General features: G+C 65.8%; 19 protein-coding genes. 11 read left to right on the plus strand and 8 right to left on the minus strand.

Annotated features, from left to right (window positions below):
- Positions 1–38: 38 nt before the first annotated feature.
- Complete coding sequence (locus O3300_RS06760; RefSeq protein WP_305052522.1) at positions 39–1,487, minus strand: M20/M25/M40 family metallo-hydrolase; 1,449 nt, start codon at positions 1,485–1,487, stop codon at positions 39–41.
- Between the two features lie 173 nt (positions 1,488–1,660).
- Between O3300_RS06760 and O3300_RS06765 the strand changes: the two genes are divergently transcribed.
- From O3300_RS06765 to O3300_RS06775, 3 genes are all read left to right on the plus strand, one after another.
- A complete protein-coding gene (locus O3300_RS06765) occupies positions 1,661–2,191 on the plus strand; it encodes a GNAT family N-acetyltransferase (protein ID WP_099378762.1) in 531 nt (176 codons plus the stop codon).
- Positions 2,192–2,311: 120 nt separating this feature from the next.
- Positions 2,312–2,764: a glycine zipper domain-containing protein gene (locus O3300_RS06770; RefSeq protein ID WP_099667421.1), complete on the plus strand. Its 453-nt coding sequence runs from the start codon at positions 2,312–2,314 to the stop codon at positions 2,762–2,764.
- Between the two features lie 149 nt (positions 2,765–2,913).
- Entirely contained in the window at positions 2,914–3,864 is a 951-nt protein-coding gene (locus O3300_RS06775; protein WP_305052523.1) for a PP2C family serine/threonine-protein phosphatase, read from the plus strand.
- Here the strand turns inward: O3300_RS06775 and O3300_RS06780 are convergent.
- The gene (locus O3300_RS06780) at positions 3,845–4,171 is read right to left on the minus strand and encodes a DUF2177 family protein (RefSeq protein WP_305052524.1); all 327 of its coding nucleotides are present in this window, start codon (positions 4,169–4,171) and stop codon (positions 3,845–3,847) included. The genes O3300_RS06775 and O3300_RS06780 overlap by 20 nt on opposite strands.
- Before the next feature lie 437 nt (positions 4,172–4,608).
- Here O3300_RS06780 and O3300_RS06785 point away from each other — a divergent pair, with 437 nt between their 5' ends.
- The 5 genes from O3300_RS06785 (at position 4,609) to O3300_RS06805 (ending at position 11,472) form a co-directional block, all read left to right on the plus strand.
- Positions 4,609–6,207, plus strand: coding sequence for an FHA domain-containing protein (locus O3300_RS06785; RefSeq protein WP_305052525.1), 1,599 nt, complete (start codon positions 4,609–4,611; stop codon positions 6,205–6,207).
- 486 nt (positions 6,208–6,693) lie between these two features.
- On the plus strand, positions 6,694–7,296 hold the full coding sequence (locus tag O3300_RS06790) for a metal-dependent hydrolase (protein ID WP_289904535.1): 603 nt from the start codon (positions 6,694–6,696) through the stop codon (positions 7,294–7,296).
- Positions 7,297–7,401: 105 nt separating this feature from the next.
- The gene (locus tag O3300_RS06795; RefSeq protein ID WP_305052526.1) at positions 7,402–7,911 is read left to right on the plus strand and encodes a sigma-70 family RNA polymerase sigma factor; all 510 of its coding nucleotides are present in this window, start codon (positions 7,402–7,404) and stop codon (positions 7,909–7,911) included.
- Positions 7,911–8,879 carry a FecR domain-containing protein gene (locus tag O3300_RS06800; protein ID WP_305052527.1) on the plus strand — a complete coding sequence of 323 codons (969 nt, stop codon included), beginning with the start codon at positions 7,911–7,913 and terminating at the stop codon, positions 8,877–8,879. Before O3300_RS06795 ends, O3300_RS06800 begins: the two co-directional genes overlap by 1 nt.
- A gap of 115 nt (positions 8,880–8,994) precedes the next feature.
- Positions 8,995–11,472, plus strand: a complete 2,478-nt coding sequence (locus O3300_RS06805) for a TonB-dependent receptor (protein WP_305052528.1) — start codon at positions 8,995–8,997, stop codon at positions 11,470–11,472.
- A gap of 7 nt (positions 11,473–11,479) precedes the next feature.
- Here the strand turns inward: O3300_RS06805 and O3300_RS06810 are convergent, their stop codons facing one another.
- The 5 genes from O3300_RS06810 to O3300_RS06830 form a co-directional block, all read right to left on the minus strand.
- Positions 11,480–12,367, minus strand: a complete 888-nt coding sequence (locus O3300_RS06810; protein WP_305052529.1) for a pirin family protein — start codon at positions 12,365–12,367, stop codon at positions 11,480–11,482.
- Positions 12,364–12,762, minus strand: a complete 399-nt coding sequence (locus tag O3300_RS06815) for an OsmC family protein (protein ID WP_305052530.1) — start codon at positions 12,760–12,762, stop codon at positions 12,364–12,366. The genes O3300_RS06810 and O3300_RS06815 overlap by 4 nt, the downstream gene beginning before the upstream one ends.
- A gap of 78 nt (positions 12,763–12,840) precedes the next feature.
- On the minus strand, positions 12,841–13,218 hold the full coding sequence (locus tag O3300_RS06820; protein ID WP_305052531.1) for an SIMPL domain-containing protein: 378 nt from the start codon (positions 13,216–13,218) through the stop codon (positions 12,841–12,843).
- 38 nt (positions 13,219–13,256) lie between these two features.
- Positions 13,257–15,584, minus strand: coding sequence for an SUMF1/EgtB/PvdO family nonheme iron enzyme (locus O3300_RS06825; RefSeq protein ID WP_305052532.1), 2,328 nt, complete (start codon positions 15,582–15,584; stop codon positions 13,257–13,259).
- Between the two features lie 19 nt (positions 15,585–15,603).
- Entirely contained in the window at positions 15,604–17,925 is a 2,322-nt protein-coding gene (locus O3300_RS06830) for a hypothetical protein (RefSeq protein ID WP_305052533.1), read from the minus strand.
- A 322-nt stretch (positions 17,926–18,247) separates the two neighbouring features.
- Between O3300_RS06830 and O3300_RS06835 the strand changes: the two genes are divergently transcribed.
- The 3 genes from O3300_RS06835 to O3300_RS06845 all read left to right on the plus strand — a co-directional run bounded on the left by O3300_RS06835 (position 18,248) and on the right by O3300_RS06845 (position 20,527).
- Entirely contained in the window at positions 18,248–18,484 is a 237-nt protein-coding gene (locus O3300_RS06835; protein WP_305052534.1) for a hypothetical protein, read from the plus strand.
- Between the two features lie 199 nt (positions 18,485–18,683).
- On the plus strand, positions 18,684–19,382 hold the full coding sequence (locus tag O3300_RS06840) for a YXWGXW repeat-containing protein (RefSeq protein ID WP_251348214.1): 699 nt from the start codon (positions 18,684–18,686) through the stop codon (positions 19,380–19,382).
- Between the two features lie 116 nt (positions 19,383–19,498).
- Positions 19,499–20,527: a transporter gene (locus O3300_RS06845; protein WP_251348213.1), complete on the plus strand. Its 1,029-nt coding sequence runs from the start codon at positions 19,499–19,501 to the stop codon at positions 20,525–20,527.
- Positions 20,528–20,592: 65 nt separating this feature from the next.
- Here O3300_RS06845 and rnk read toward each other — a convergent pair whose 3' ends face one another.
- Entirely contained in the window at positions 20,593–21,000 is a 408-nt protein-coding gene (gene rnk / locus O3300_RS06850) for a nucleoside diphosphate kinase regulator (RefSeq protein WP_162835757.1), read from the minus strand.
- Positions 21,001–21,625 lie beyond the last annotated feature (625 nt).

The raw sequence follows: 21,625 nt of genomic DNA on the forward strand, positions 1-21,625 counted from the left end.
CATTGCTGGCGCCAAGTTGCCGGCGCCAGCACTGGCGCTTACTCGGCCTGCTCCGGCGCGCGGCCGATCTCGCCGTCGATATTGGCCAGGAACCAGGCCAGCGACGACATCAGCGCCACGTTGCGCTTCAGGTTTTCCGGGTCGACCTTGTCCAGCGTGTCGGCCGCCGTGTGGTGGTAGTGGAAGTAACTGTGGCTGTCCACCAGCGGCTCGAAACTCGGTACGCCGCCCGTTTCCAGGCGGTGCAAGTCGCCCGTACCCAGCGCGTCGCGGCGCGTGAAGGCATGCGCGCCCATCGGCAGCAGGGCCGCGCGCAGGGGCGCGAACAGTTTTTCCGACTTCGGCCCCACGCTGGCGAGGATGCCGAACGGGCGGCCGGCGCCGCTATCCATCTCGATGGCCGCGTACTGCTTGCCGAGCGCCTGCTTGTGGGCCTCGAAATAGGCCTGGCCGCCGCGCCCGCCGTTTTCCTCGTTCATCCAGGCGATTACGCGGATGGTGCGGCGCGGACGGTAGTCGAGCTTTTTCAGGGTTTCCACCACGCCCATGGCTGCCACGACGCCGGCGCCGTCGTCGTGCGCGCCCGTCGCCAGGTCCCAGGAATCGAGGTGGCCCGAAACCACCACCACTTCGTCGGCCTTGTCCGTGCCCGGCCAGTCGGCGATGACGTTGTAGCTGTCCGCTTCCGGCAGGTTTTGCGGCGTCAGGGTCAGGTGCATTTTCAGGGGGCCGCGCGCGGCCAGGCGGCCCATCAGCAAGGCGTCTTCCACGGTGACGGCGGCGGCGGGAATGCGTTTATTCTCGTCCAGGCCCGTGGCGCCCGCGTGCGGGATGCGGAAATCGGCGCCGCCCACCGAGCGCACCAGCGCGGCGGCCGCGCCCAGGTCGGCCGCCGCCTTCGGCCCGAGGAAGCGCGCGCGCGAACCCTGGCCATAGGTGACGCCGGCCAGTCCGCGCTCGGCCATCTCCTGGTCGAACGGCGTGTCGATCAGCACGATGGCGCCCTTCACTTCCGACGCGCGCGCCTTGAGTTCATCCAGGCTCTTGACGATGATCACGGGCGCCGTCAGGCCGGCGGCCGGCGTGGCGCCGGAGCCGCCCAGGGCGGTGAGCACCACGCGCTGCGACACGCCCTGCGGACGGCCCGCGTAATCGACGATTTCCGCCGTTTCCACGCCGCGCACCCAGTGCGGCACTTTCACGGGCTGCAAGGTGACGGTGGCGCCCAGCCGGCGCATGGTGTCGGCCACCTGCTGCACGGCGGCCGCCGCGCCGGCGGAACCGGACAGGCGCGGGCCGATCAGATCCGTCATGTCGGCCAGGCGGGCGTACGCCCAGTCGCTTTGCAGCGCGGTGTCGCGCACCTGCGCCAGCGCTTGCGGCGCATTGCCCGGCGCGGCGGCAAAGGCGCCGGCGCTGATGATGCAGCCGAGGGCAAGGGATACGGCGGAACGGCGCAGTGGCGCGCCAGTCAGGATGCTATGCATGTGTTCAAATCCAGTCTACGAGGTCGAAGCGGGTACGCCGTGGCCATGGGCAAGGCGCGACTTTTTCTACGATAGCGTATTTATTCTGTCATTGCAGCAACTTTTACGGGATCGATTGCCTCGCCCCCCAGAGTCGATTACCATCAGAATCGTGATCGCTACCGGAAACCGCCATGCTCAAGGGAACACTCTGTACCGTCCGGCATCTGCAGGCCGCCGACCTGAATACCTATATTTCCCTCGTCAACGACCTGCCCTCGCGCGGCGAGTTTTTCTCGATGCAATTCAAGTCGCCCGAAGCCATGCGGCGCGACTTCCTGCAATCGGGCTTCGTGACCGAGGACAGCGAATTGTTCCTCATCGAAGATCACGCCCAGCACATCATCGGCACGATCACGCACTTCAAGAGCCGCACGCCAGCCTCGCGCGAGATCGGCTACCGCCTGTTCGACCGGCAGCGGGATGGACGCGGCTACATCAGCGAAGCGACGCGCCTGCTGGTCGACTACCTGTTCAACGCCTATCCGTATCACCGGCTGGAGCTGCTGATGGACCCGCTGAACATCGGTTCCGAGCGCATCGCGCAAAAGAACGGCTTTACCCAGGAAGGCTTGCTGCGCCAGGCCTTCTTTATCAATGGCGTGATGCGCGATGTCAAAATGTACAGCCTGCTGCGTCCGGAATGGCAGGCGCGCCTGCGCTGACTTGTTACGGCCGGGGCAGGATTGTAATAAGTTGTATTAGACATGGAACACGGTTGCGACAGCAGATATAGTCCAGTCCATGCAGATCATTGTGATCTCGCCGGAATGGAAGGAAATGCCATGTTGAACAAGAAACTCCTGGGTGCGGTAATGGTAGCGGCAGTGGCTGTGTCTTCGGCCGCAGTCGCCGGTGACCGCGACTTCAATACCGTTGCAGGCGCCGTTGTCGGAGCGGCCATTGGCAACAGCACCGGCGGCCGCAATGGCGCGATCGTCGGTGGCGTGCTGGGCGCGGCCGTCGGCAACAGCATCAGCACGAATGACCGTTATTACGACCGTGGCGGCTATCGCGGCGGTTACCGCGAAACCTATTATGCGCCGGCGCCGCAGCCCGTGTACTACGCCCCCGCCCCGCAACCCGTGTATTACGCGCCGCCACCACGCTACTACGGCCCGCCGGCTGTCGTCTACGTGCAACCGGGCCGCGGCTACTACCGCGACCATGGCCGCCGCGACTACTATGACCGCGGAGACTACCATGACCATGGCCGTGGCTGGGGCCATCGCCGTTAAGCAGCGCCCTGTACTTGCTCCATGAAAAACCTGCGCCAGCCTGCTGACGCAGGTTTTTTTGCGTGAAAGGCAAGGTATCGCCCCTGCACAATATCGGCTAAGCTGTGTCCTATGATCAACATTGCTGGCCGCCTGGACCGCACCAACCGATGCATTTAATCAAAGACGAGCTCGATTTCGGCCCCTGGCTCGACGCCGCCGCCGGCACCAGCGTGGGCGCCGGCCCCCTGCCGCGCCGCGAAAACCAGGACAATTTCCTGCTGATCGATGCCGGCGGCCACGCCGTCTGCCTGTCGCGGCAGGCGCCGTTCCACTGCCAGGTGCCAGGCTGGCCGCGCGGCCATGTGCGCGCTGCCGTGCTCGACGGCATGGGCGGCCACGGCCACGGGCGCGAAGCGGCGGAAGCGGCCGTGCAAGGCTTGCTGGCCATGCCCGCCTGCCTTGACACGGCCAGCCTGGCGGCCAGGCTCGACGCGCTGCACACGCGGCTGCAGGACAGTTTTGCCGAGGCCGCGCCAGCCCAGGCGCGTCCGCCCGGCACCACCCTGACCCTGCTGGAGGTGCCGCCCGGCGAAGCGCCGCTGCTGTATCACGTGGGCGATTCGCGCCTGTACGAAATTGCCGACGGGACAGCCAGCATCCTCACCGTGGACCACGTGCCGGCCACCGTATACGCCATGCGCGGCGCGCTCGACGAGGCGCGCTGGCGGGCCGCCGTGCACGGCGAACACCACCCGCAAATCTCGCAGGCATTCATTTTAGGCAATGCCATCGGCGACAGCTTGCAGCTCGACAAGCCCTTGCGCGGCCTCGATGCGGCCATCTTGCCGCCCTTCCTCGCGCACCTGGGCGACCGCCGCGTGCTGCGCGTGCGCCCCGGCGCCCACTATCTGCTGGCCAGTGACGGCTTCTGGGCCTGCGAGGACCCGCTGGCCCTCACGGCCCGCTGGCCCGCCTTGTGCGCCGGCAAGACTGCGGCACAGGCCGTCAGCGCCCTGTTCGACGACTTCCTCTCGCATCCGCCCAAAGGCTTGCATAGCGACAACATTACCGTGCTGGCGCTGCGCTTCGATGCGGAATTCACCGCCCCAGCCGGCTAGCTGCCAGGTAGCCGGCCGTCGCCGACACGGACGACAGCACGGCGCCCCAGGCCATGTCGATCACCGTCAAGGCCAGCGGCCAGTCGCGCAAGGTCGCATAGTTGCTCAAATCATAGGTGCCATAGGCAAGCAGGCCCAGCAGCGCGCCCAGCACTGCCGCCGTGCGCCCGCGGCGCGCGCGCAAGCCCGGCAAAATGGCGAAAACCAGCAATCCCGCCACATACAGCAGATAAAACAGCGTCGCCGGCGCCCAGCGGGGAGACTCCGCCAGCAGCGGCCCCAGCGCCGCGGCGTACACCGGTTTCATCAGCACCGCCGCCACAGCGCATCGATGGCCAGGAATACGCACAAGGTGGCGCCATAGGCTATGGCAAGCTGGAGCGGGCGTTGGGCAGGCATGGTCGTCTTTCGAAGTCGGGCGGCATCGGGGGAACGGCTGTGCCAGCATAATACAAAACGCCTTCCAGCTCTTGCCGCGGGCATCACCATGCGCGACCGGCGTCCACGCGCATGGCTGAAAACCTGTTTCATACAATATCAAAATAACATATCCAGAAAGACATAAAATATGTTTTTGAGCAATAGTTTCCATGACATGTATTGCGAGGTGTGACCAGGGACATGAATTTGGACAAAAAGAGCGCATTCCGCTGCCGTGAAAGTTGCCAAGCAAGCGCAAAAGCGCGTAAGCTCTCATGTATAACAGAGGGCAAAATGTCCCCGCTCGATTCGAGTCAGAATGTCATGAAAAAATGCAGCAACCCGGAGCACCCGCACTGTACGTTCTGGGTCTTGCCTGGGGAAACAGTCTGCGCGGGCAACCACCCGCAAGCGACGACCGCCTCCAGCAGCTACGACCTGTTGACCGCACTGCGCAGCGCCCGTTCCGAGCCATCGGCAACGGCGCTTCCGCACGCCCCTGCTGCTGACGCTGTTACCGCACCGCTGACGGGCACAACCGCGCCAGCGCTGCCCACCCGCATTCCTGCGACTATGCCGGCTTCCACGCCAGCGGCCTCGCCTGCCGTCGTTACCGCCGCCGCCCACGCCGCCTACCAGCCCGTGCAAGCCCACCTGCACATCAGCGGCTTCGATCCCCGCGCGGCAGGCGGACGGCAAACCCTGAAAATGGAATTGCGCGGCATGAGCGCCGCCTGCGCGCCGCAGCTGACCTTGCGCCTGCGCTCGGACCTGATCCCGCGTGGTGCCGTCCAGCATGATTTCGTGCGCACCACGCGCGGCGACTGGCGTCCCGTGTTTGTCGAGTTTTCCTCACGCAACAAGGAACACGGGCAATACCAGATCGAAGTCGAAGTGCACAGCCACGTCGATGGCGCCGTGGCGCAGAAATGGGTGTGCACCTTCGTCATCCTCGTGCCGCGACGCGACGCGACCCTGACGGAAATCCACCAGATCTTCCTCAGCACGCACAAGAATGTGCGCGTGATGGCCGACGACGCCTCGATCGCCCGCGTGACGGGCGGCGACGGCTGCAACCTCGACGTGACGGCGCGCAATGCCGGCATCGCCCATGTGGATCTGTCTGCGCCGCAGGGCAAGATCGACATGGGTTTTACCACCATCGCCTGGGACGAGGAATTGATCGAAGTCGACCTGCCCGCCGCCAGCCACTGCCATCCGCACCCGAGCCAGGCCGCCTGCCTCGTCAATGCGGCGCCGGAAGCGGGCGAACAGCGCCAGATCCGCCTGTTCGCGCTGGAGGAGTGCATGCTGGGGCGTTTTGAGCTGGTGGACCCGGAAGCCGATGTGCTGCTCAGCCATTTCAGCCCCGACGGCCAGGACAACAATGGCTTGACGCGCCGCCTGTCGGGCCGCCACGCCATCATCCGGCGCGGCCAGCAAGGCTTTGAAATCGAGGACGTGTCGCGTTACGGCGTGCTGCTCGATGGCGTGTGGCCCGGCAAGCACAAGCCCGTGGCCCTGCGCCTGGGCATGCGCATCGAATTATCTGCCAGCATCAAGGGCATCGTCGTACTCAGCGTCACGGCCCTGCTCGCGCACGGCGTGATCCTGCACCGCATCGACCACGGCGCCCGTGCCGAGTGTTTTTACCTGCTGCTGCCGGAAGCCCAGCCTGCGCCGGCCAGCCACCTTGCCACGCCGCAAGCCAGCTGCCTGCCCGTGCTATTCCACCGCAATGGCGGTTTCTGGCACCTGGACACGGCCAGCGGCAAGGAAACCGCGCTGGCGCCCGCCACCGCGCTCGACAAGCTCAGCGGCTTCGCGCGGCACAACCGCTTCGCCAGCGAACCGTATCCGGAATGCTGGATCATCCGCACCGAAGGCGCAGCCCTGTGCGATAGCACCATGCAAACTGCCTGATACAACGCCTCCCGCCACCTGACCGCTAGCGTCTGAAAAATGGTCAGAGCAAGGCGCGCTGCCGAAGACAGTACGAATGTACGGCAAGGCAGTGCAACGCAGCTATGGCCTTTTTTCGGACGCTAGCGCGGCACGAGCACGAGAAAAATCATCGACAGGCCGAGTATAAATACCGCTTCCAGCGTGAACACGATGGCGGGAATCTGTAATTCGCGTGGGATTTTCATGGCGAAACCTCTTCAAAACGCAGCACTGCTTTCAGCATAGCGCGCCCGGCGCCGATTGCATTATCCTCTACACAACACACTTGACCGGCCGGCATGAGTTGCCGAGTTCGCTGGCCAGGCTATTCCGACACACAATTTAACAATTCAATCGCAGATATTCTGCAAATAGCACCCCTTCCCGCCCTTGCATACTGTATATTCATCCAGTTAATATTTCCCTGCACTTCACACAGCGCCCGCACGGCGTTTTACATTTCCTATGGCTTCCAACAAAGCGCATCACGCGACCGGTTGGGCTGCCGGCGTGATCGCCGCGGCCCTGGTCGCGCACGCTGGCGCCGGCGGCCCCTATCAAGTGCTGAGCATGCTCGCCTTTGTCATGGGCGCGCTGGGCGGCACGGCGCCGGACTGGCTGGAAGTGGCCTGGTGGGCGCGCACGCACCGGCTGTGGATCACGCACCGCACGTGGACGCACTGGGGACTGGCGTGGATCGCCCTGCTCGTCTATACCTGGATGCAATTGCCGCACCACCTGTGGGCGCCGCCCCTGTTCGGCTTTGCGGCCGGCGGCATCATGCATTTGCTGGCCGACTGGCCCAATCCGCTGGGCGTGCCGTGGATCTTCCGACGCCACTCGCTGCGCTGGTGGAAAAGCGGCCGCCACGACATCATCGTCATCATCGCCGCCTGGCTGGCCGCCACCGTCGTGGCGGATCACGTGTTTTTTGACGGCATCCACCTGCGCCGCACCGTGCTGGCGCTTGAGGGCCTGCTGCACTGGTCCGCTGGGGCACTGCAGACAGCCTGGGCAAATCTGCAACAATGGCAGCTACGCTGGCGCCTGGGCGGCGACGCCAATTGACGCCGGCGGCGTGGCAATGTGATAATGAGTATCATTCTCAAACAGCCCAGCCAGCCGGCACCGCGCGTTCCGTCAGCCCAGCCCTTCCCTTGCCTGGAGAACGCAGTGAGCACCGTCAGTCCCGTCCATACCTGCCACCTGAGCACCCTGTACAGCGAGCACCACGGCTGGCTGTATGGCTGGCTGCGCGGCAAGCTGGGCAACCGCGCCGAGGCGGCCGACCTGGCGCAGGACACCTTTTTGCGCCTGCTGGGCAAGCGCGAGGCGGCACCGCTGCGCGAGCCGCGCGGCTACCTGGCGACGATCGCGCGCGGCTTGCTGATCGACCGCTACCGCCGCCAGGCGCTGGAGCAGGCCTACCTGGAAGCGCTGGCGCAGCAAGCCGAGCCAGCATCGATGTGCGCCGAAACGCACGCCATCATCATCGAAACCCTGCTCGCCGTCGACCGCCTGCTCGACGGCCTGGGGGCGCGCACGCGGACCATCTTCCTGCTGGCCCAAATCGAAGAACTCAGCTACGTGGACATCAGCCGGCGCCTCGGCATCTCGCTACCGACCGTGAAAAAACACCTGGTGCGCGCCTACACGGAATGCCTGATGCTGGCGGCCGCCTGATGTTCGGCCCCGCGACCTCACCTTCCGCCCCCATCGCCCGCAAGGTGCTGGCCGCCGCCGCCCACTGGCATGTGGAGCTCCAGTGCGGCAGCGCCGACCCGGCCGACGTGCAGGCATGGCGCGACGCCAGCGCCGAGCATGAACGGGCCTGGGACCTGCTGCGGCGCATGGACGGCCAGCTGGGCGCGATACCGGCAGCACTGGCGATGCCGGCGCTGCAGGCGGCGCAGCAGCGCCGGCGCGCGGCCGCCAAGATACTTGCCCTGCTGGTGGCGGCCGGCGGCGGCATCGCGCTGGGCCAGGCGGGCTGGCAATCCGGCCCATGGCAAGCCCTGACGGCGTCCTTGCGCACGGCGCCGGGCCAGCGCCGCCACGTCACGCTGGCCGATGGCGGGCGCCTGGAGATGAATACGGCCAGCGCCCTGGATGTCGCTTACAGCGCCACGCACCGCCGCATCCGCCTGCACCGTGGCGAAATCATGATCACGACGGCGCCCGACCCGCGCCCCTTCCTCGTCGATACGCCGCACGGCGTGATCCGCGCGCTGGGTACGCGCTTCGGCATACGCTGCGACGACGATGGCAGCACCGTCAGCGTCTTCGAGCACGCCGTGGAAGTGCGCTGCGCGGCGCGCCCGGACGCCGTGCGCCGCCTGGAAGCGGGGCAGCAGCTGCGCTTCGGCGCCACCGGCGCGGATGAGGTATTGAGCATGCCCGCGCACCAGGACAGCTGGCTGCGCAGCATGCTGGTGGCCGCCGACTGGCCGCTGCAACAGCTGGTGGCGGAGCTGGCGCGCTACCGGCGCGGGCGTCTCGCCTGCGATGCCGCCGTGGCGCGGCGCCCCGTCACGGGCACCTACCGCCTCGACGATATCGACGCCGTGCTGGAAAGCCTGTGCGCCTCGCACGGGCTGCAAGTGACGTACTTCACGCGCTACTGGGCCACGGTATCGGCCCGGCCGGCATAATTATTTTCAGTTTTTTTGCGTTTGGGGTTGGTGTTTCGATGCGCTGCTTCGGCTTGACAAGTAAGAAGCCGATTCATTGGCCATTTTCTTATCCCTCTGAGCAGAAAGACCGAGCATGCAGCTGACCACCCCCGTCCTCCATCCCGCCGCGCGCGCCATCCGCCTGGCCGTCCTCGCCATGGCTTGCGCCGCCCCCGCCGCCTTCATCGCCGCGCCCGCCCTGGCGCAAGGCCAGACCGCCGCCACGGCGCCGCAAGCCTACGCCGTGCCGGCCGGCCCGCTGGCCACTGCCCTGAACGACTTCGCCGTCGCCGCCGGCGTCAGCCTGTCGACGGATCCCGCGCAGACGCGGGGCCTGCGCTCGCCCGGCGTGCGCGGCAGCTTCAACGTCACGCAGGGGTTCGCCCAGGTGCTGGCCGGCAGCGGCATGGAAGCCGTGCAGCTGCCGAACGGCGCCTATGTGCTGCGCCTGGCGGCCGTGCCTTCCGCCTCGGCGAGCGGCGCGGAAAAGACCATGGCGCCCGTGACGGTCAGCGCCAGCATGGAGCGCGATCCCGTCAGTGAACACAGCAACTCGTACGCGGCGCGCGCCGTCACCGTCGGCAAGGGCGTGCAAACCCTGCGCGAGATTCCGCAATCCGTCAGCGTCGTCACGCGGCAAAAGATGGACGACCAGAACCTCAATACCATCGACGCCGTGCTGGCCAATACCACCGGCATCACCATGTACGACAGCCCCATGGGCGGGCGCTATGTGTATTCGCGCGGCTTCATGGTCGAAACGTACCAGTTCGACGGCGTCAACCGCGCCATGTTTTACCCCCAGGCGAACAGCTTTACCAGCAATACGGCCATGCTGGACCGGGTGGAAATCGTGCGCGGCGCCACGGGACTGCTGCAGGGCACGGGTTCGCCGGGCGCCGCCATCAATATGGTGCGCAAGCGCCCGCTGGCGGAAAAGCAGGTGCAGCTGGCGCTCAGCGCGGGACGCTGGAATGACGTGCGCGGCGAAGTCGACGTCACCGGCCCCTTGAACGAGTCGGGCAGCATCCGCGGCCGCGCCGTGGCCGCGCATGACCAGCGCGATTATTTTTATGACGTGGCCGACAGCCGCACGGACGTCCTGTACGGCGTGCTGGAATTCGACCTGGCGCCGGGCAGCAAGCTGACGACGGGCGCCAGCTACGAAAAGCTGAAGTCGACGCCGTTTTTCTCCGGCATGCCCCGCTACCTCGATGGCAGCGACCCGAAGCTGCCCCGCTCGACCTTCCTGGGCGCGGACTGGAATCGCTGGGACAGCCGCCAGACGGCCGCCTTCGCCGAATTCGAACACCGCTTCGATGCCGACTGGTCGCTCAAGGCCAGCGCCAACTACACGCGCGAACAGCATGACGTGAAATACATGTTCAGCCTGGGTGCGCTCCATCCCGCCACCCTGGCCGGCATGATGATGTATACCGGCGTGTTCGACTACGGCACCACCAACAAGGGTGTCGACCTGTCGCTCGATGGCAAATTCAACGCCTTCGGCCGCCGCCACGGCTTCAGCGCCGGCATCAGCACGAACCGGCTGGAAAGCGACAGCGATTACAGCCTGGCCATGATGAAGCTGCCCAATAGCGCGCTGCACCCCAATCACGGCGTGGCGGAACCGAGCGATGCCTGGATACGCAAGGAAAAGTATGGCGGTGCCCACAGCCTGACGAGCATGACGCAGACGGGCGCGTATGGCGTGGCGCGTTTCAGCGTCAGCGACCCGCTCACCGTGGTGGCGGGTGCCCGCGTGTCGAACTACAAAGCGAGCAGCGTGTACCGCGACACAGGCGAGGTGTATATCGACCCGTATCGCGAAAACGGCGTCGTCACGCCGTATGGCGGCGTCATTTACGCGTTCGACAAGCGCTGGTCAGGCTATGCCAGCGTCTCCGACATCTTCCAGCCGCAAAACCAGCGCACGGCCGACGGCGCCCTGCTCGACCCGCTGAAAGGCCGCAACCTGGAAGTGGGCGTGAAAGGTGAACTGTTCGACGGCAAGGTCAATACCTCGCTGGCGCTGTTCCGCATCGAGCAGCGCAACCGCGCGGAACTCGACCTGGTGAATACCTGCTCGTCCGGCACGGAGTGCTATTTCTCGGCGGGCAAGGTGCGCAGCGAAGGCGTCGATGCGGAAATCAGCGGCGAAGTGGCGCCGGGCTGGCAGCTGTTCGCCGGCTATACCCTGAACAACTTCAAGTACCTGGAGCAGACGTCGAATGCGGGCGTGATGTTCGCCAGCACCTACTCGCCGCGCCACATGCTGCGCGCGTGGAGCGACTACCGCCTGCCCGGCGCCCTGCAGAAGTGGAGCGTGGGCGGCGGCGTGAACTTCCAGACGGAGAGTTCGCGCACCACGCGCGACGTGAAGGTGGCGCAAGGCGCGTACGCCTTGTGGAGCGCGCGCGCCGCCTACCAGATCGACCGCAACTGGACGGCGTCGCTGTCCGTGACGAACTTGCTCGACAAACGCTACTACCAGACGGTGAGCGCACCTGCGTGGGGCAATTTCTACGGCGAACCGCGCAAGGCGCAACTGACCTTGCGCGCGCGTTTCTAAGGGGGACTCAGGTCGCCGGGCGCAGGGGCGCCTTCGGCAACGGGATGAATTCCGTCTCGCCCGGCACCTGCCCCATGCGCTGGGCGCTCCAGTCGTCGGCCGCCTGCGACAGGCGTTCCTTGCTCGACGAGACGAAATTCCAGAACAGGAAGCGGTGGCCGTCCAGCGGCTCGCCGCCGATGACGACGAACTGCACCGGGCCGCTGCCCGCCGTCACGACAGGCACGGCGCCCGCTTCCAGCAAGGCCATGGTGTGCGGCACCAGCGCCACGCCATCGACCAGCACTTCCCCGCTGATCGGGTAAATGGCCGCTTCCGCCGGCAAGCCTTCCAGCCGCAGCTCCTTGCCTGCCTCCAGCGCCACGTCCAGGTACAGCGTCTGCATGTAGGTGCGCACGGGCGAGGTCCGGTCAAACGCCGTGCCGATCAACACTTTCACGACGGCGCCATCGAGCGGCACGACGGGAATGTCGGCCTGCGGCGTGTGCGTGAAACTCGGTTCGTCTTCCTCGTGCGCCTTCGGCAGCGCAGCCCACAGCTGCAAGCCGTGCGTGCGGTGCGGCTGGCCCGCCAGGTCGTGCGGCGTGCGCTCCGAATGCACGATGCCGCGCCCGGCCGTCATCCAGTTGATGGCGCCCGGCTCGATGCGCTGGTACGAACCGATGCTGTCGCGGTGGTCGATCGCGCCCTCGAACAGGTAGGTGACGGTGGCCAGGCCGATGTGCGGATGGGGGCGCACGTCGTGGTTGGCGTCGGGCGCCACGTCGATGGGGCCGAAATGATCAAAGAAAATGAAGGGGCCGACGGCCTGTTTTACTGCCGAAGGCAGCAGGCGCCGTACGACGAAGCCGCCGCCCAGGTCCTTCTCGTGGCTTTTCAGGATGGCCGCGCTCATGCCAGCACCGTCGTCACTTCGGTGGTCACGGCCGTCATCAATTTATGCAGCGGGCATTTGCCGGCCGCGGCCAGCAATTCCTCGCGCTGCGCATCCGTCAGCTCGCCCGTCAGGTGCAGGGTGGCGGCCAGGCGGTACACGCCCTTGCGCTCTTCGCTGGCATCGCGCTCCGTGCTCACTTCCACGTGTTCCACCGGGATGCCCTTGTGTTTGGCGTACCAGACGACGGTGAGCGCCTTGCAGGCCGACAGGGCCGCGTCGTACAGGTCGTGCGGCGACGGACCGGCATCGCCGCCCCCTTCCGCCACCGAAGCGTCGGCGGAAATGATGTGGTCGCGCACGTGCACGATGTGGCGCATGGGTTGCGACTGGTCGCGGATGGCTTTGATGGTCATGGCGTTCCTTGGTGCGTTTGGAAAGCCACAATTTACACCGTTTGCCCGCTTTGCGCAGCCTGTGCCCCTGCTACCTGGTCATTTGATACGGAACAGGGCGTCGACCGTCTGCGCCATTTTGAGGCTGGTGACCATCAGCATGTCGTCGGGATTTTGCCGCTGGCGGCTGTTCGCGCGGTTGTAGCGGTCGGACGGCACCAGGCCCACGGCACTGCCCAGGTTTTTCAGCTGGTCCGACGAGATGCCGGCCACGGCGCCCGCGCGCTTGCCGAAGCCGCGCGCCATGGCATCGGCCTTGCGCTGCGCATCCTTGACGGCTTCGCCCATCAGTTCCTCTTCCAGGCGGATGCGCTGCGTGGCGCCGAAGGTGACGGCAAACGCATCGAGGTTGGGCATGGCCAGCAGCGGACGCATGACGGCAGGCCATTTCGACACTCCGGCACGGTCAAGGTGCATGAAGTATCCGTCAAGATGGTCAATATGGCAATCCCGGCCTACCCGGCCTGGTCCAGCGTGCGCGCCACCCGGAAGCCCACGATGTCGTTCGACAGCACGGTGGAAAAACCGTTGCGCAGGGCCGAGCGCAAATAGCGCGGATGGTATAGCCAGGAGCCGCCGCGCAGGATGCGCCGGCTGCTGTCGCTGCCCTCTTCCCACGCGCTGCCGTCGACGGGCGCGCCCTCGTAATTGTCGTGCACCACGTCCTGCACCCATTCCCACACATTGCCGTGCATGTCGAACAGGCCCCAGGAATTCGGCGCGAACGTGCCCAGCGGCGTGGTGCCGCCCCGGTACACGCCGCGCGGGCCGCCGTTGTACACGTACAAGCCGTCGTAATTGGCTTGCTCGGTGCTGATGGTGTCGCCCACGTTGAACGCCGTGCGCGTGCCGGCGCGGCACGCGTATTCCCATTCCGCCTCGCTGGGCAGGCGGTACTGCCGGCCCGTGCGCTCGCACAGCCACGCCAGGTACAGCTGCGCGTCATTCCAGCTCACGCCGACCACCGGGTGCTGGTCGTTCTGCACGAAGCCGGGATTATCCCAGTCCGTTTCCGACCCGCCCGCCCATCCCGTCGCCTTGACGAAGGCGCGCCATTCGCCCACGCTGACGGGGTGCCGGGCCAGCGCGAACGGACGCTCGATGCCGACCCAGTGCTGCGGCGTTTCGCGGTCCAGCCATGACTGCTGCGAACCGGCCTGGATGGCCGCCTTGTGCTCCGTCTCGTGCGCGCCCATCTGGAAGCGGCCGCTGGGAATGAGCACCAGTTCCGGCCCCTGTCCCGAGCCATCGAGCCAATCATCGCGCAAGATGCCTTCGGCATTGGCCACCGGTTCCGCGTGTTCCGGCTCCGGTTCCGGTGCCGGCGCGGATGCCGGCGCCGGGACGGCCGCGGTCGCGGCGCGGCTGGCCTCTTCGCGGCGCGCGCGTTCCTGCTCGGCCCGATACGCCGCCTCCGCCTTGGCGACGATGGCCTTGCGCTGCAATTCCTGGTGTTCCTGCAAGGCCGTGGCGGCATCGGCTTCGCGGCGCGCGCGCAACTGGCCGCGCAGCGCTTCCTTGCGCAGCTTGCGCGCCTCTTCCGCTTCGAAATGGCGCTGCGCCTCCTGCTCGCGGCGCAGCTTATCCTGCCGCTGCTTTTCCAGCGCGGCCGCCTGGATTTCCGCCTTGCGGCGCTGATCCAGCTCTTCCTGGCGCGCACGCGCCTCCTTGAGCGCCGCCTCGCGGGCCTGTTCCGCAGCCAGCGCCGCCTGCTGCTGTTGCTCTGCCAGGCGCGCCTGCTGCTGGCGCGCCTGTTCCGCCAGTTCTTCGGGCGACGGCCCAGCTGCCCGCTCCAGCCCTTCGAGCAAGGCTTGCACGGATAGCGGCCGCAATTCCGCCGTCAGCGAAAAACCGTTCTGCAGCACTTGCCACTGCTGCGCGTTGAGCGCCTGCGGCGCGGACGGCAGGTGGCTGGCGCTGCGCGTATCGTCGAACGGCATGCGCCCTTCCAGCATCTGATAGATCATCACGGCCACGGCATACACGTCCAGGCGCGGGCTGGGCTGGCGCTGGTTGGCGCCGGCCTCGGGCGCCCGGTAGCCGTGCGTGCCCGCATTCGGCATCTCCAGCGCCAGGCTGCTGTCCGCATTGCGCACGCGCGACGCGATACCGTAATCGAGCAATTTGACGTCGCCCTTCGCCGTCAGGAAGACATTGCCCGGCTTGATATCGCGGTGCACCAGCTTGTGCTTCTCCCACGCATACGCCAGGGCTTCGGCCACCGGGTGCAGCAGTTGCTGCACGGCGGCCAGCGGCAGCGCGCCCTGGCGGCCCAGATAGTGTTCGAGGTCTTCGCCATCGAGGCATTCCATGATGATGAAATAGCTGGCCGTGGCCGGGTCCTGCGCCCACTCGTAGACGCGCACGATGTTTTCATGCGCGAGCTTGCGCGCCTGCGTGGCTTCCTCGATCAAGAGCTTTGCGTGCGTGGCGCTTTGCGTCAGCTGCGGCGGCAAGATCTTCAGCGCCACCATTTCGCTGCTGCCCAGCTCCGCGTGCGTGGCCAGGTCGGTGGCTTGCCACACCTGTCCCATGCCGCCCGTGCCGATCAGGCGTTCGAGCCGGTAGCGGCGGTTTTGCGGGCCGATTTCCTGGCCCGTCATGAAGCCCAGCTCCGTGCCCTGCCGCACAGGCAGCGGCGCGGCCACGGGTGCGGCGCCTGGCGGCGCGTACTCGGCGTCGAGGATGGCGTTCTTGCGGCGTTCAAATTCCTGCTCGCTGAGCAGCCCGTCGTCGTGGAGGGCGCGCAGTTCCCGCAGTTTGTCTCGTGCTTTTTGCATCATCTGGGGTAAAACGCTTCCATCAAGGCTGCAAGGCGACGCCGCAGGCGGCGCAGAATTTATCTTCCGGATGGCCCGCGCGCTGCGCATGGCCGTTCTTGCAGCGCAGCGGCGCGCCGGCAGCAGACGCCGCGCCTGGCTGCAGCGCCTGCGCCACGGCCACGCCCAGCTGCGCCTGCGCCGACAGGCCATGCGCGTGCGCCGCGTTCTGCAGGTTGATCAAGTCCAGCCGCTGGCGCCGTTCGCGTTCCGCCTGGCCTTCCAGGTAGCTGCGCTCCTGCGCCGCGCTGTCCTGCGCCATGCGCAGCGCCTCGGCGGGAGAAACGCTGTTCTCGGCCGCCGCCAGCGCCGCCAGCGCGTGGATCTGTTCGGCGCTCATGCCCGCCTGCAGCTGCACCTTCAGCACCTGCGCCAGCGCGGCCGCGTTCTGTCCCGCGGCCATGGCCACCTTGCCCGTGTCGCTCAGGGAGCCGATTTTCTCGATGCGGTCGATGTCGATGCGCGCCAGTTCGGCCGCATGCGCCTGCTGCGCCAGCAGGGCTTCGTACTCGCCCTTCCAGCGCGCGTAATCGCTTTCGCGCTGCTGCGCCATGGCCAGCAAGTCGCGCTGCCATTGCGCTTCCTGTTCCAGCTGGCGCAGTTGCTGGCGCTGTTCCTCGATGGCCAGCGCGTCGAGCTGGGCCAGCTGCGCTTGCTGCTGCAGCTGGCGCGCGTGCACGCCGTCGGCTTCGATGGTGCGCAGCAGCTTTTCCTGCTGCGCGATGGCGTCTTCGCGCGCGCCGCCGCGCCGCAGCGCCGCCACTTTTTCCGCGATTTCCGCCGCCTGCACCTGCGCCGCTTCATCCTTGTGCGCCTCGGCGCGCAGCAATTCGCGCTGGCGCGCCAGCTGCATCTGCTCTTCCCACTCCTGCACCCGCTCCGCCTCGCGCTTGCGCGCCGCATTCGCCAGCATCAGGCCCTGCCAGGCGGCCTGGTGCTGCTCCGCCTCCAGCTGCGCCTCGCGCTGGGCCGCATCCGCTTCCGCCTGGCGCAGGCGCGCCAACTGGGTGCGGCGGCCCGTCTCGTCATCGATCAGCAGCGCGCTTTCCACTTGCTGCGCAATCGACTGCAAGTGCACCTGATGCGTAAAGCGCTGCTGCGCCAGCTGGATCTGTTCGCGCCCATGCAGCTGCGACAGTTCCAGCTCGCTGCGCATCTTGATGGCGGCCAGCGCCCGCACGTGTTCCCAGCTGGCCGTTTCGTCGGCGCGCTGCGCGCCCTTCTGCGCCAGTTCCTGTTCCAGCTCGCCCAGCGCCAGCGCGGCGCCATGGTCGAGCGCCTGGCGCCGCGACTTCGCTTCCAGGATGCGGCCGTACAGGTCGATCTGGCGGCCGCGCAGCGCTTGCAGGCGCTCCGCTTCCTGGTGGTTCAGTTCCGCCTTTTCCACCGTCGCGTCCTGCGTCAGTTCGGCGCGGCGGTGCGCATGGCGCGCCGCCAGTTCCTCGCGGCGGATGCGCTGCCACTCTTCCTCGTCATACAGCTGGTCGAGCTGCTTCATGCGCTCCAGGCTGTGCTGCTCGAGTTCCTGCGCCGGCAAGCCGCCCAGCCACAGGGTGCCGATGCTGGCGCCAGCGTCGCCTTCGCGCTTGTCGTGGCGCAGCGCCAGGGTTTCCACGCGCGCCACGGCCAAGCCGCTGGGCGCCAGGCGCTGCGTCAGGGCCGATTGCAGGCGCTCGTTCAATTCCGGGCGCAGGTCCGCATTCGCGTCCATCTCGCCCAGCGCGCGGCTGCCGATGAATTCCAGCGCGATCTGGCGCACGGATGGCAGCAGCAAGGCGTGCAGGTGGGCGCGCGTGACGGCGCCCGGCGCGCGCATGAACTGGCGCGCGAACGCGTCGGGCTGGCCCAGGGCGATATCCACGCGCAGAGACGCGGCGACGTTCAGCAACTCCGTGCTGGCCAGGCCGGGCAAGTCGAATTCCAGGCTGACGGCGTCGGCGCGCGCGATCAGCACTTCGGCCGGACGCGCCGGCAGCAGCGCGGGCAGGCGCGCGAAGAAGGCGGCGCTGTCGTAGTCGCCGGCCGGTATCAAGGTGAAAGCGTCCGATTGCACGATCCAGGCGCGCGACTCGGCCGGTACCCGCAGGCGGCGCGCCGCGCTGCCGAACAGCGAGGACAGTTCGCGCACGCCGAAGAACAGGGCAAGTTGCCCATCAGCAAGATGCCATTGATTGGCATGCAGCACCGCGTCGCTGTCGGGTGCCCCCAGCGACAAGCCGCATTGCGCGCAATAGCCGGCGGCAGCGCCGTTCTTGTGCTCGCAGCGCGGGCAGCGGGCGCCGCCAAAACCAAACAATTGGAACATGTGTGACTCCTGATGATATTTTTATCCACGCGACGGGACCGCCATGCCGATTCTAGCAGGACAGCTGGCCCTGCACTTGCCGCGCGCGGCAGTGTGCAGCATCAAATAATGCCACGCGGCAATTACATTCATATGCCCGGATACAGGGCAATTTAGGCCTCAATTCAAGCGGTCGGCTTGCCAGCCCCGTGCGCAGGCATTTCAGCGCCGTTTTTTTGCAGGCCATCCCGCCAAAACCACGGCTGGTCGCATCCGCATGGCGCAGCGGCCCGCGCCTGGCTACAGTGCATGCATACCCACCCGCCACCCGAAAGGAAACATCATGAAAGCCTTGAAAAACATGGAAGCCATCTTCACCGTCGCCGTCGCCATCGCCTGCGGTGCCAGCTATGCCAGCTTCATGCAGCCATCGGCCGCCAAGGCTGCCGACGTGGCGCAAGCGGGCGCCATCCCCGTCGTCGTGGTCAGTGCCAAGCGCATGACGGAACAGGAAAAGAAAATCTCGCTGATCGAGGAACGGCAAGCCTTGCTGGGCAACGCCACCGCCAGCACCCTGTGAGCCGCCGATGCTGACACCACGCCGCCTGGCGCACTGCGGACAGTCGCCGCGCCAGGCCGCCATAGGCATCTGATTTGTATCCGCCACGGATACACGGACACACAGCATTGTGTCAATTGTAATAAGTTGAATCAAAGGCGAAAAATCGCCGGCAAGCGCCTATAGTCCATTTCACGCAATCACCGAAATGGAGCACCCCATGAAACCCATCACACTCTACGCAGCAGCCATGCTTGCCATCAGCGCCGCGGCCTTCCTGCCCGCGCAGGCCATGGCCCAGAATCAGCTCGGCGTCAGCATTGTCGTCGGCAACGCCCCGCCTCCGCCACGGTTTGAAAGCGTGCCAGCGCCACGCGCCGGCTATGTCTGGGCGCCCGGCTACTGGAACTGGGATGGCCAGCGCCACGTCTGGAACAATGGCGAATGGCTGCGCGAACGGGGCGGCAATCAGTACCGCCGCGCCGCCTGGATACAGGAAAACAACCGCTGGCGCCTGGACCGTGGCGGCTGGGTCGCCGCGCAAGTGCAGCCCGTGCGCTACGACGAGATCCGCATCGCCCCGCCGCCACCGCGCCGCGAAGCCATCCCGCGCGCCCGCCACGGCTACATCTGGGCGCCCGGCCACTGGGAATGGCGCAGCCAGCGCTACGCCTGGACGCCAGGCGTATGGATCGCCGAACGCCCCGGCTATGCGTATGCGCCGCCCGCCTGGAACCAGCGCGACGGCCGCTGGCAGATGGAGCAAGGCCGCTGGTCGCCACGGGGCCCGAACGGCGACCGCGACCGCGACGGCATCCCCAACCGCTATGACCGCGACAATGGCAACCGCCACGACCGCGACCATGACGGCGTGCCGAACCGCGACGACCGGCGTCCGGACAACCCGAACCGCAGCTAATACTCGGCTGTAGTCAGCACCAAGGCTACCGCTCGCGGTGGCCTTGTCATTTTCCCGACACATCCGTGTATTAAAATCGCGCGACGATCAATCACACTGCACGAGAAAGATTCACGATGGCGATGGAAACTGCCGGTTTCACCTACGGCTCGGACACCTCGGGCCTGGTCTGGGGCTTCCTGTTTGGCCGCGAGGCGCAGCCGCTGGCGCTCGATTCGACGGCCGCGCTGGCCTGGCTGGCCGATGGCACGGCGCGCCCGGCGCAGGAATTCGTCTGGCTGCATTTCAACCTGTCGCATGCGGCCAGCGAAAAATGGCTGATGACGCACACGCAGCTGGCCGACGAATTCTATGAAACCCTGCACCAGGGTTCCCGCTCGACGCGTATCGAACAGGCGGAAAACACCCTGATCGCCGTGGTCAACGATGTGGTGCACAATTTTTCGTTCGAGGCGTCCGACATTTCCACCATGTGGGCCAGCGTGGCGCAAAACCTCGTCATCACGGCGCGCCGCGCGCCGCTGCAGTCGATCGAACGCCTGCGCCAGGCCGTCATCAAGAACCACGAGCCGATCCGCTCGTCGGTGGAGCTGCTGATCCACCTGTTGCGCGACCAGGCGGACGTGCTGGTCAACATCGTGCGCGACGCCGTGGCGCGGGTCGACGATATCGAAGATCACTTGCTGGCCGGGCGCCTGGTGCCGAAACGCGAAGACCTGGGCGCCATGCGGCGCGTGCTGGTGCGGCTGCAGCGCCTGCTGGCGCCGGAACCGGCTGCCCTGTTCCGCCTGCTGCAACGCCCGCCCGCGTGGGTGTCGGAGCTGGACAGCCTGGAATTGCGCCAGTCGACGGAGGAGTTTTCGGTGGTCCTCAGCGATATGTCTTCGCTACAAGAACGCATCAAGCTGCTGCAGGAAGAGATCGCCGCCAGCGTCAACGAGGAAAACAGCCGCAGCCTGTTCGTGCTGACCATCGTCACCGTGCTGGCCCTGCCGATCAATATCATCGCCGGCATGCTGGGCATGAATGTGGGGGGAATTCCGCTGGCCCAGCATCCGCAGGGATTCTGGATCATCGTCGCCATCATCGTCACGTTCACGGTGGTGGCGGGATGGCTGGTGGTGCGCGTGCAGAGGAACAGTTAGCTCCGCTCCCGGCACGGCCTGGCAAGCGAACGGCGGGCGCCGTCCGCCATTACTGCTGGCTACGCTTAGCGGTGGTATTCGCCAGCCCGTTCAGGCTGGTAAACGATTTCCTCGATCTTGACCTTCACCACGCCGCCCGGCATGGGCCAGGCGATGCTGTCGCCCACGGATAGGCCCAGCAGCGCGCTGCCGACGGGCGCCAGCACGGAAATGCGGTCGGCCTGGCCTTCCACATCCTTCGGATACACGAGCGTCAGGCAGAATTCCTCCTTGTTTTCCACCGTGAAGCGCACGGTGGAATTCATGGTCACGACGGTCGGGGGAATCTCTTGCGGTTCGAGCACCTCGGCGCGGCCCAGTTCGTCGAGCAAGGCGGCCTTGTCCGGCGACAGATTATTACCCAAGGCATACAACAACGCTTCCAGTCGTTCCAGGTCTTGTGACGACAAAATAATTTTTGGTTTTTTTTCCAAGATATCCTCACTATTGATCATTAGGGCGACGTCCGGGTTTGCTGGCGGCAGCTTGCTTGGCCGCGGCAGACAAAACAAACAGCATCAGGACGTCCATCATCTGCGGATTATGGACGAACTCGCGGAGCAAGGCCATAGCGTTCTCGCATTCTTCATTAAAAATTATTAAAATCAATGACTTGCAATGGCTTATGCGGACAAAAAGTTAATCCGCGCCGCGATGCCGGGGCCATTGAAGTTATTCTTGATGGCATTTTGTTTATTGTCAGCATGTTTTTAAAGGAAAAAAACAGCCGGCAAAAAAAGGATTAAAATTCAGCTTGGATTATTATTAGAAAGACACGCCCCACCTTTTCCGCCTGACTTGTCGCCTAAGTAGGTCGCGGGAAATTATTGTGAAGTTATGACGAACAGAACCGGATGCGCTGCAAGGCGCCCGTTGCGACGCAGTGCAGGCACTGCCAGCAGCGGGTAACGCCGCAGAGCGCCGGTTATGGAACTCAGAAATCACAATAATTTATTACGACCTACTTAGCCTGCTGCCACCGGCCTGTGGCATGCAGACAAAATTGCCGCGCGCCCTGTACTTTCACGCTGCAAAATGACAATATGTCGGCCTTAACAA

The organism is Janthinobacterium sp. SUN206, from assembly GCF_030587305.1.
Taxonomy (GTDB): Bacteria; Pseudomonadota; Gammaproteobacteria; order Burkholderiales; family Burkholderiaceae_D; genus Janthinobacterium; species Janthinobacterium kumbetense.

What these genes read in the sequence shown, in the direction of transcription:
- O3300_RS06760 (WP_305052522.1), bottom strand. Translation starts at nt 1,487, where the DNA reads ATGCATAGCATCCTGACTGGCGCGCCACTGCGCCGTTCCGCCGTATCC.
- O3300_RS06765 (WP_099378762.1), top strand. Translation starts at nt 1,661, where the DNA reads ATGCTCAAGGGAACACTCTGTACCGTCCGGCATCTGCAGGCCGCCGAC.
- O3300_RS06770 (WP_099667421.1), top strand. Translation starts at nt 2,312, where the DNA reads ATGTTGAACAAGAAACTCCTGGGTGCGGTAATGGTAGCGGCAGTGGCT.
- O3300_RS06775 (WP_305052523.1), top strand. Translation starts at nt 2,914, where the DNA reads ATGCATTTAATCAAAGACGAGCTCGATTTCGGCCCCTGGCTCGACGCC.
- O3300_RS06780 (WP_305052524.1), bottom strand. Translation starts at nt 4,171, where the DNA reads ATGAAACCGGTGTACGCCGCGGCGCTGGGGCCGCTGCTGGCGGAGTCT.
- O3300_RS06785 (WP_305052525.1), top strand. Translation starts at nt 4,609, where the DNA reads ATGAAAAAATGCAGCAACCCGGAGCACCCGCACTGTACGTTCTGGGTC.
- O3300_RS06790 (WP_289904535.1), top strand. Translation starts at nt 6,694, where the DNA reads ATGGCTTCCAACAAAGCGCATCACGCGACCGGTTGGGCTGCCGGCGTG.
- O3300_RS06800 (WP_305052527.1), top strand. Translation starts at nt 7,911, where the DNA reads ATGTTCGGCCCCGCGACCTCACCTTCCGCCCCCATCGCCCGCAAGGTG.
- O3300_RS06805 (WP_305052528.1), top strand. Translation starts at nt 8,995, where the DNA reads ATGCAGCTGACCACCCCCGTCCTCCATCCCGCCGCGCGCGCCATCCGC.
- O3300_RS06810 (WP_305052529.1), bottom strand. Translation starts at nt 12,367, where the DNA reads ATGAGCGCGGCCATCCTGAAAAGCCACGAGAAGGACCTGGGCGGCGGC.
- O3300_RS06815 (WP_305052530.1), bottom strand. Translation starts at nt 12,762, where the DNA reads ATGACCATCAAAGCCATCCGCGACCAGTCGCAACCCATGCGCCACATC.
- O3300_RS06820 (WP_305052531.1), bottom strand. Translation starts at nt 13,218, where the DNA reads ATGCACCTTGACCGTGCCGGAGTGTCGAAATGGCCTGCCGTCATGCGT.
- O3300_RS06825 (WP_305052532.1), bottom strand. Translation starts at nt 15,584, where the DNA reads ATGATGCAAAAAGCACGAGACAAACTGCGGGAACTGCGCGCCCTCCAC.
- O3300_RS06830 (WP_305052533.1), bottom strand. Translation starts at nt 17,925, where the DNA reads ATGTTCCAATTGTTTGGTTTTGGCGGCGCCCGCTGCCCGCGCTGCGAG.
- O3300_RS06835 (WP_305052534.1), top strand. Translation starts at nt 18,248, where the DNA reads ATGAAAGCCTTGAAAAACATGGAAGCCATCTTCACCGTCGCCGTCGCC.
- O3300_RS06840 (WP_251348214.1), top strand. Translation starts at nt 18,684, where the DNA reads ATGAAACCCATCACACTCTACGCAGCAGCCATGCTTGCCATCAGCGCC.
- O3300_RS06845 (WP_251348213.1), top strand. Translation starts at nt 19,499, where the DNA reads ATGGCGATGGAAACTGCCGGTTTCACCTACGGCTCGGACACCTCGGGC.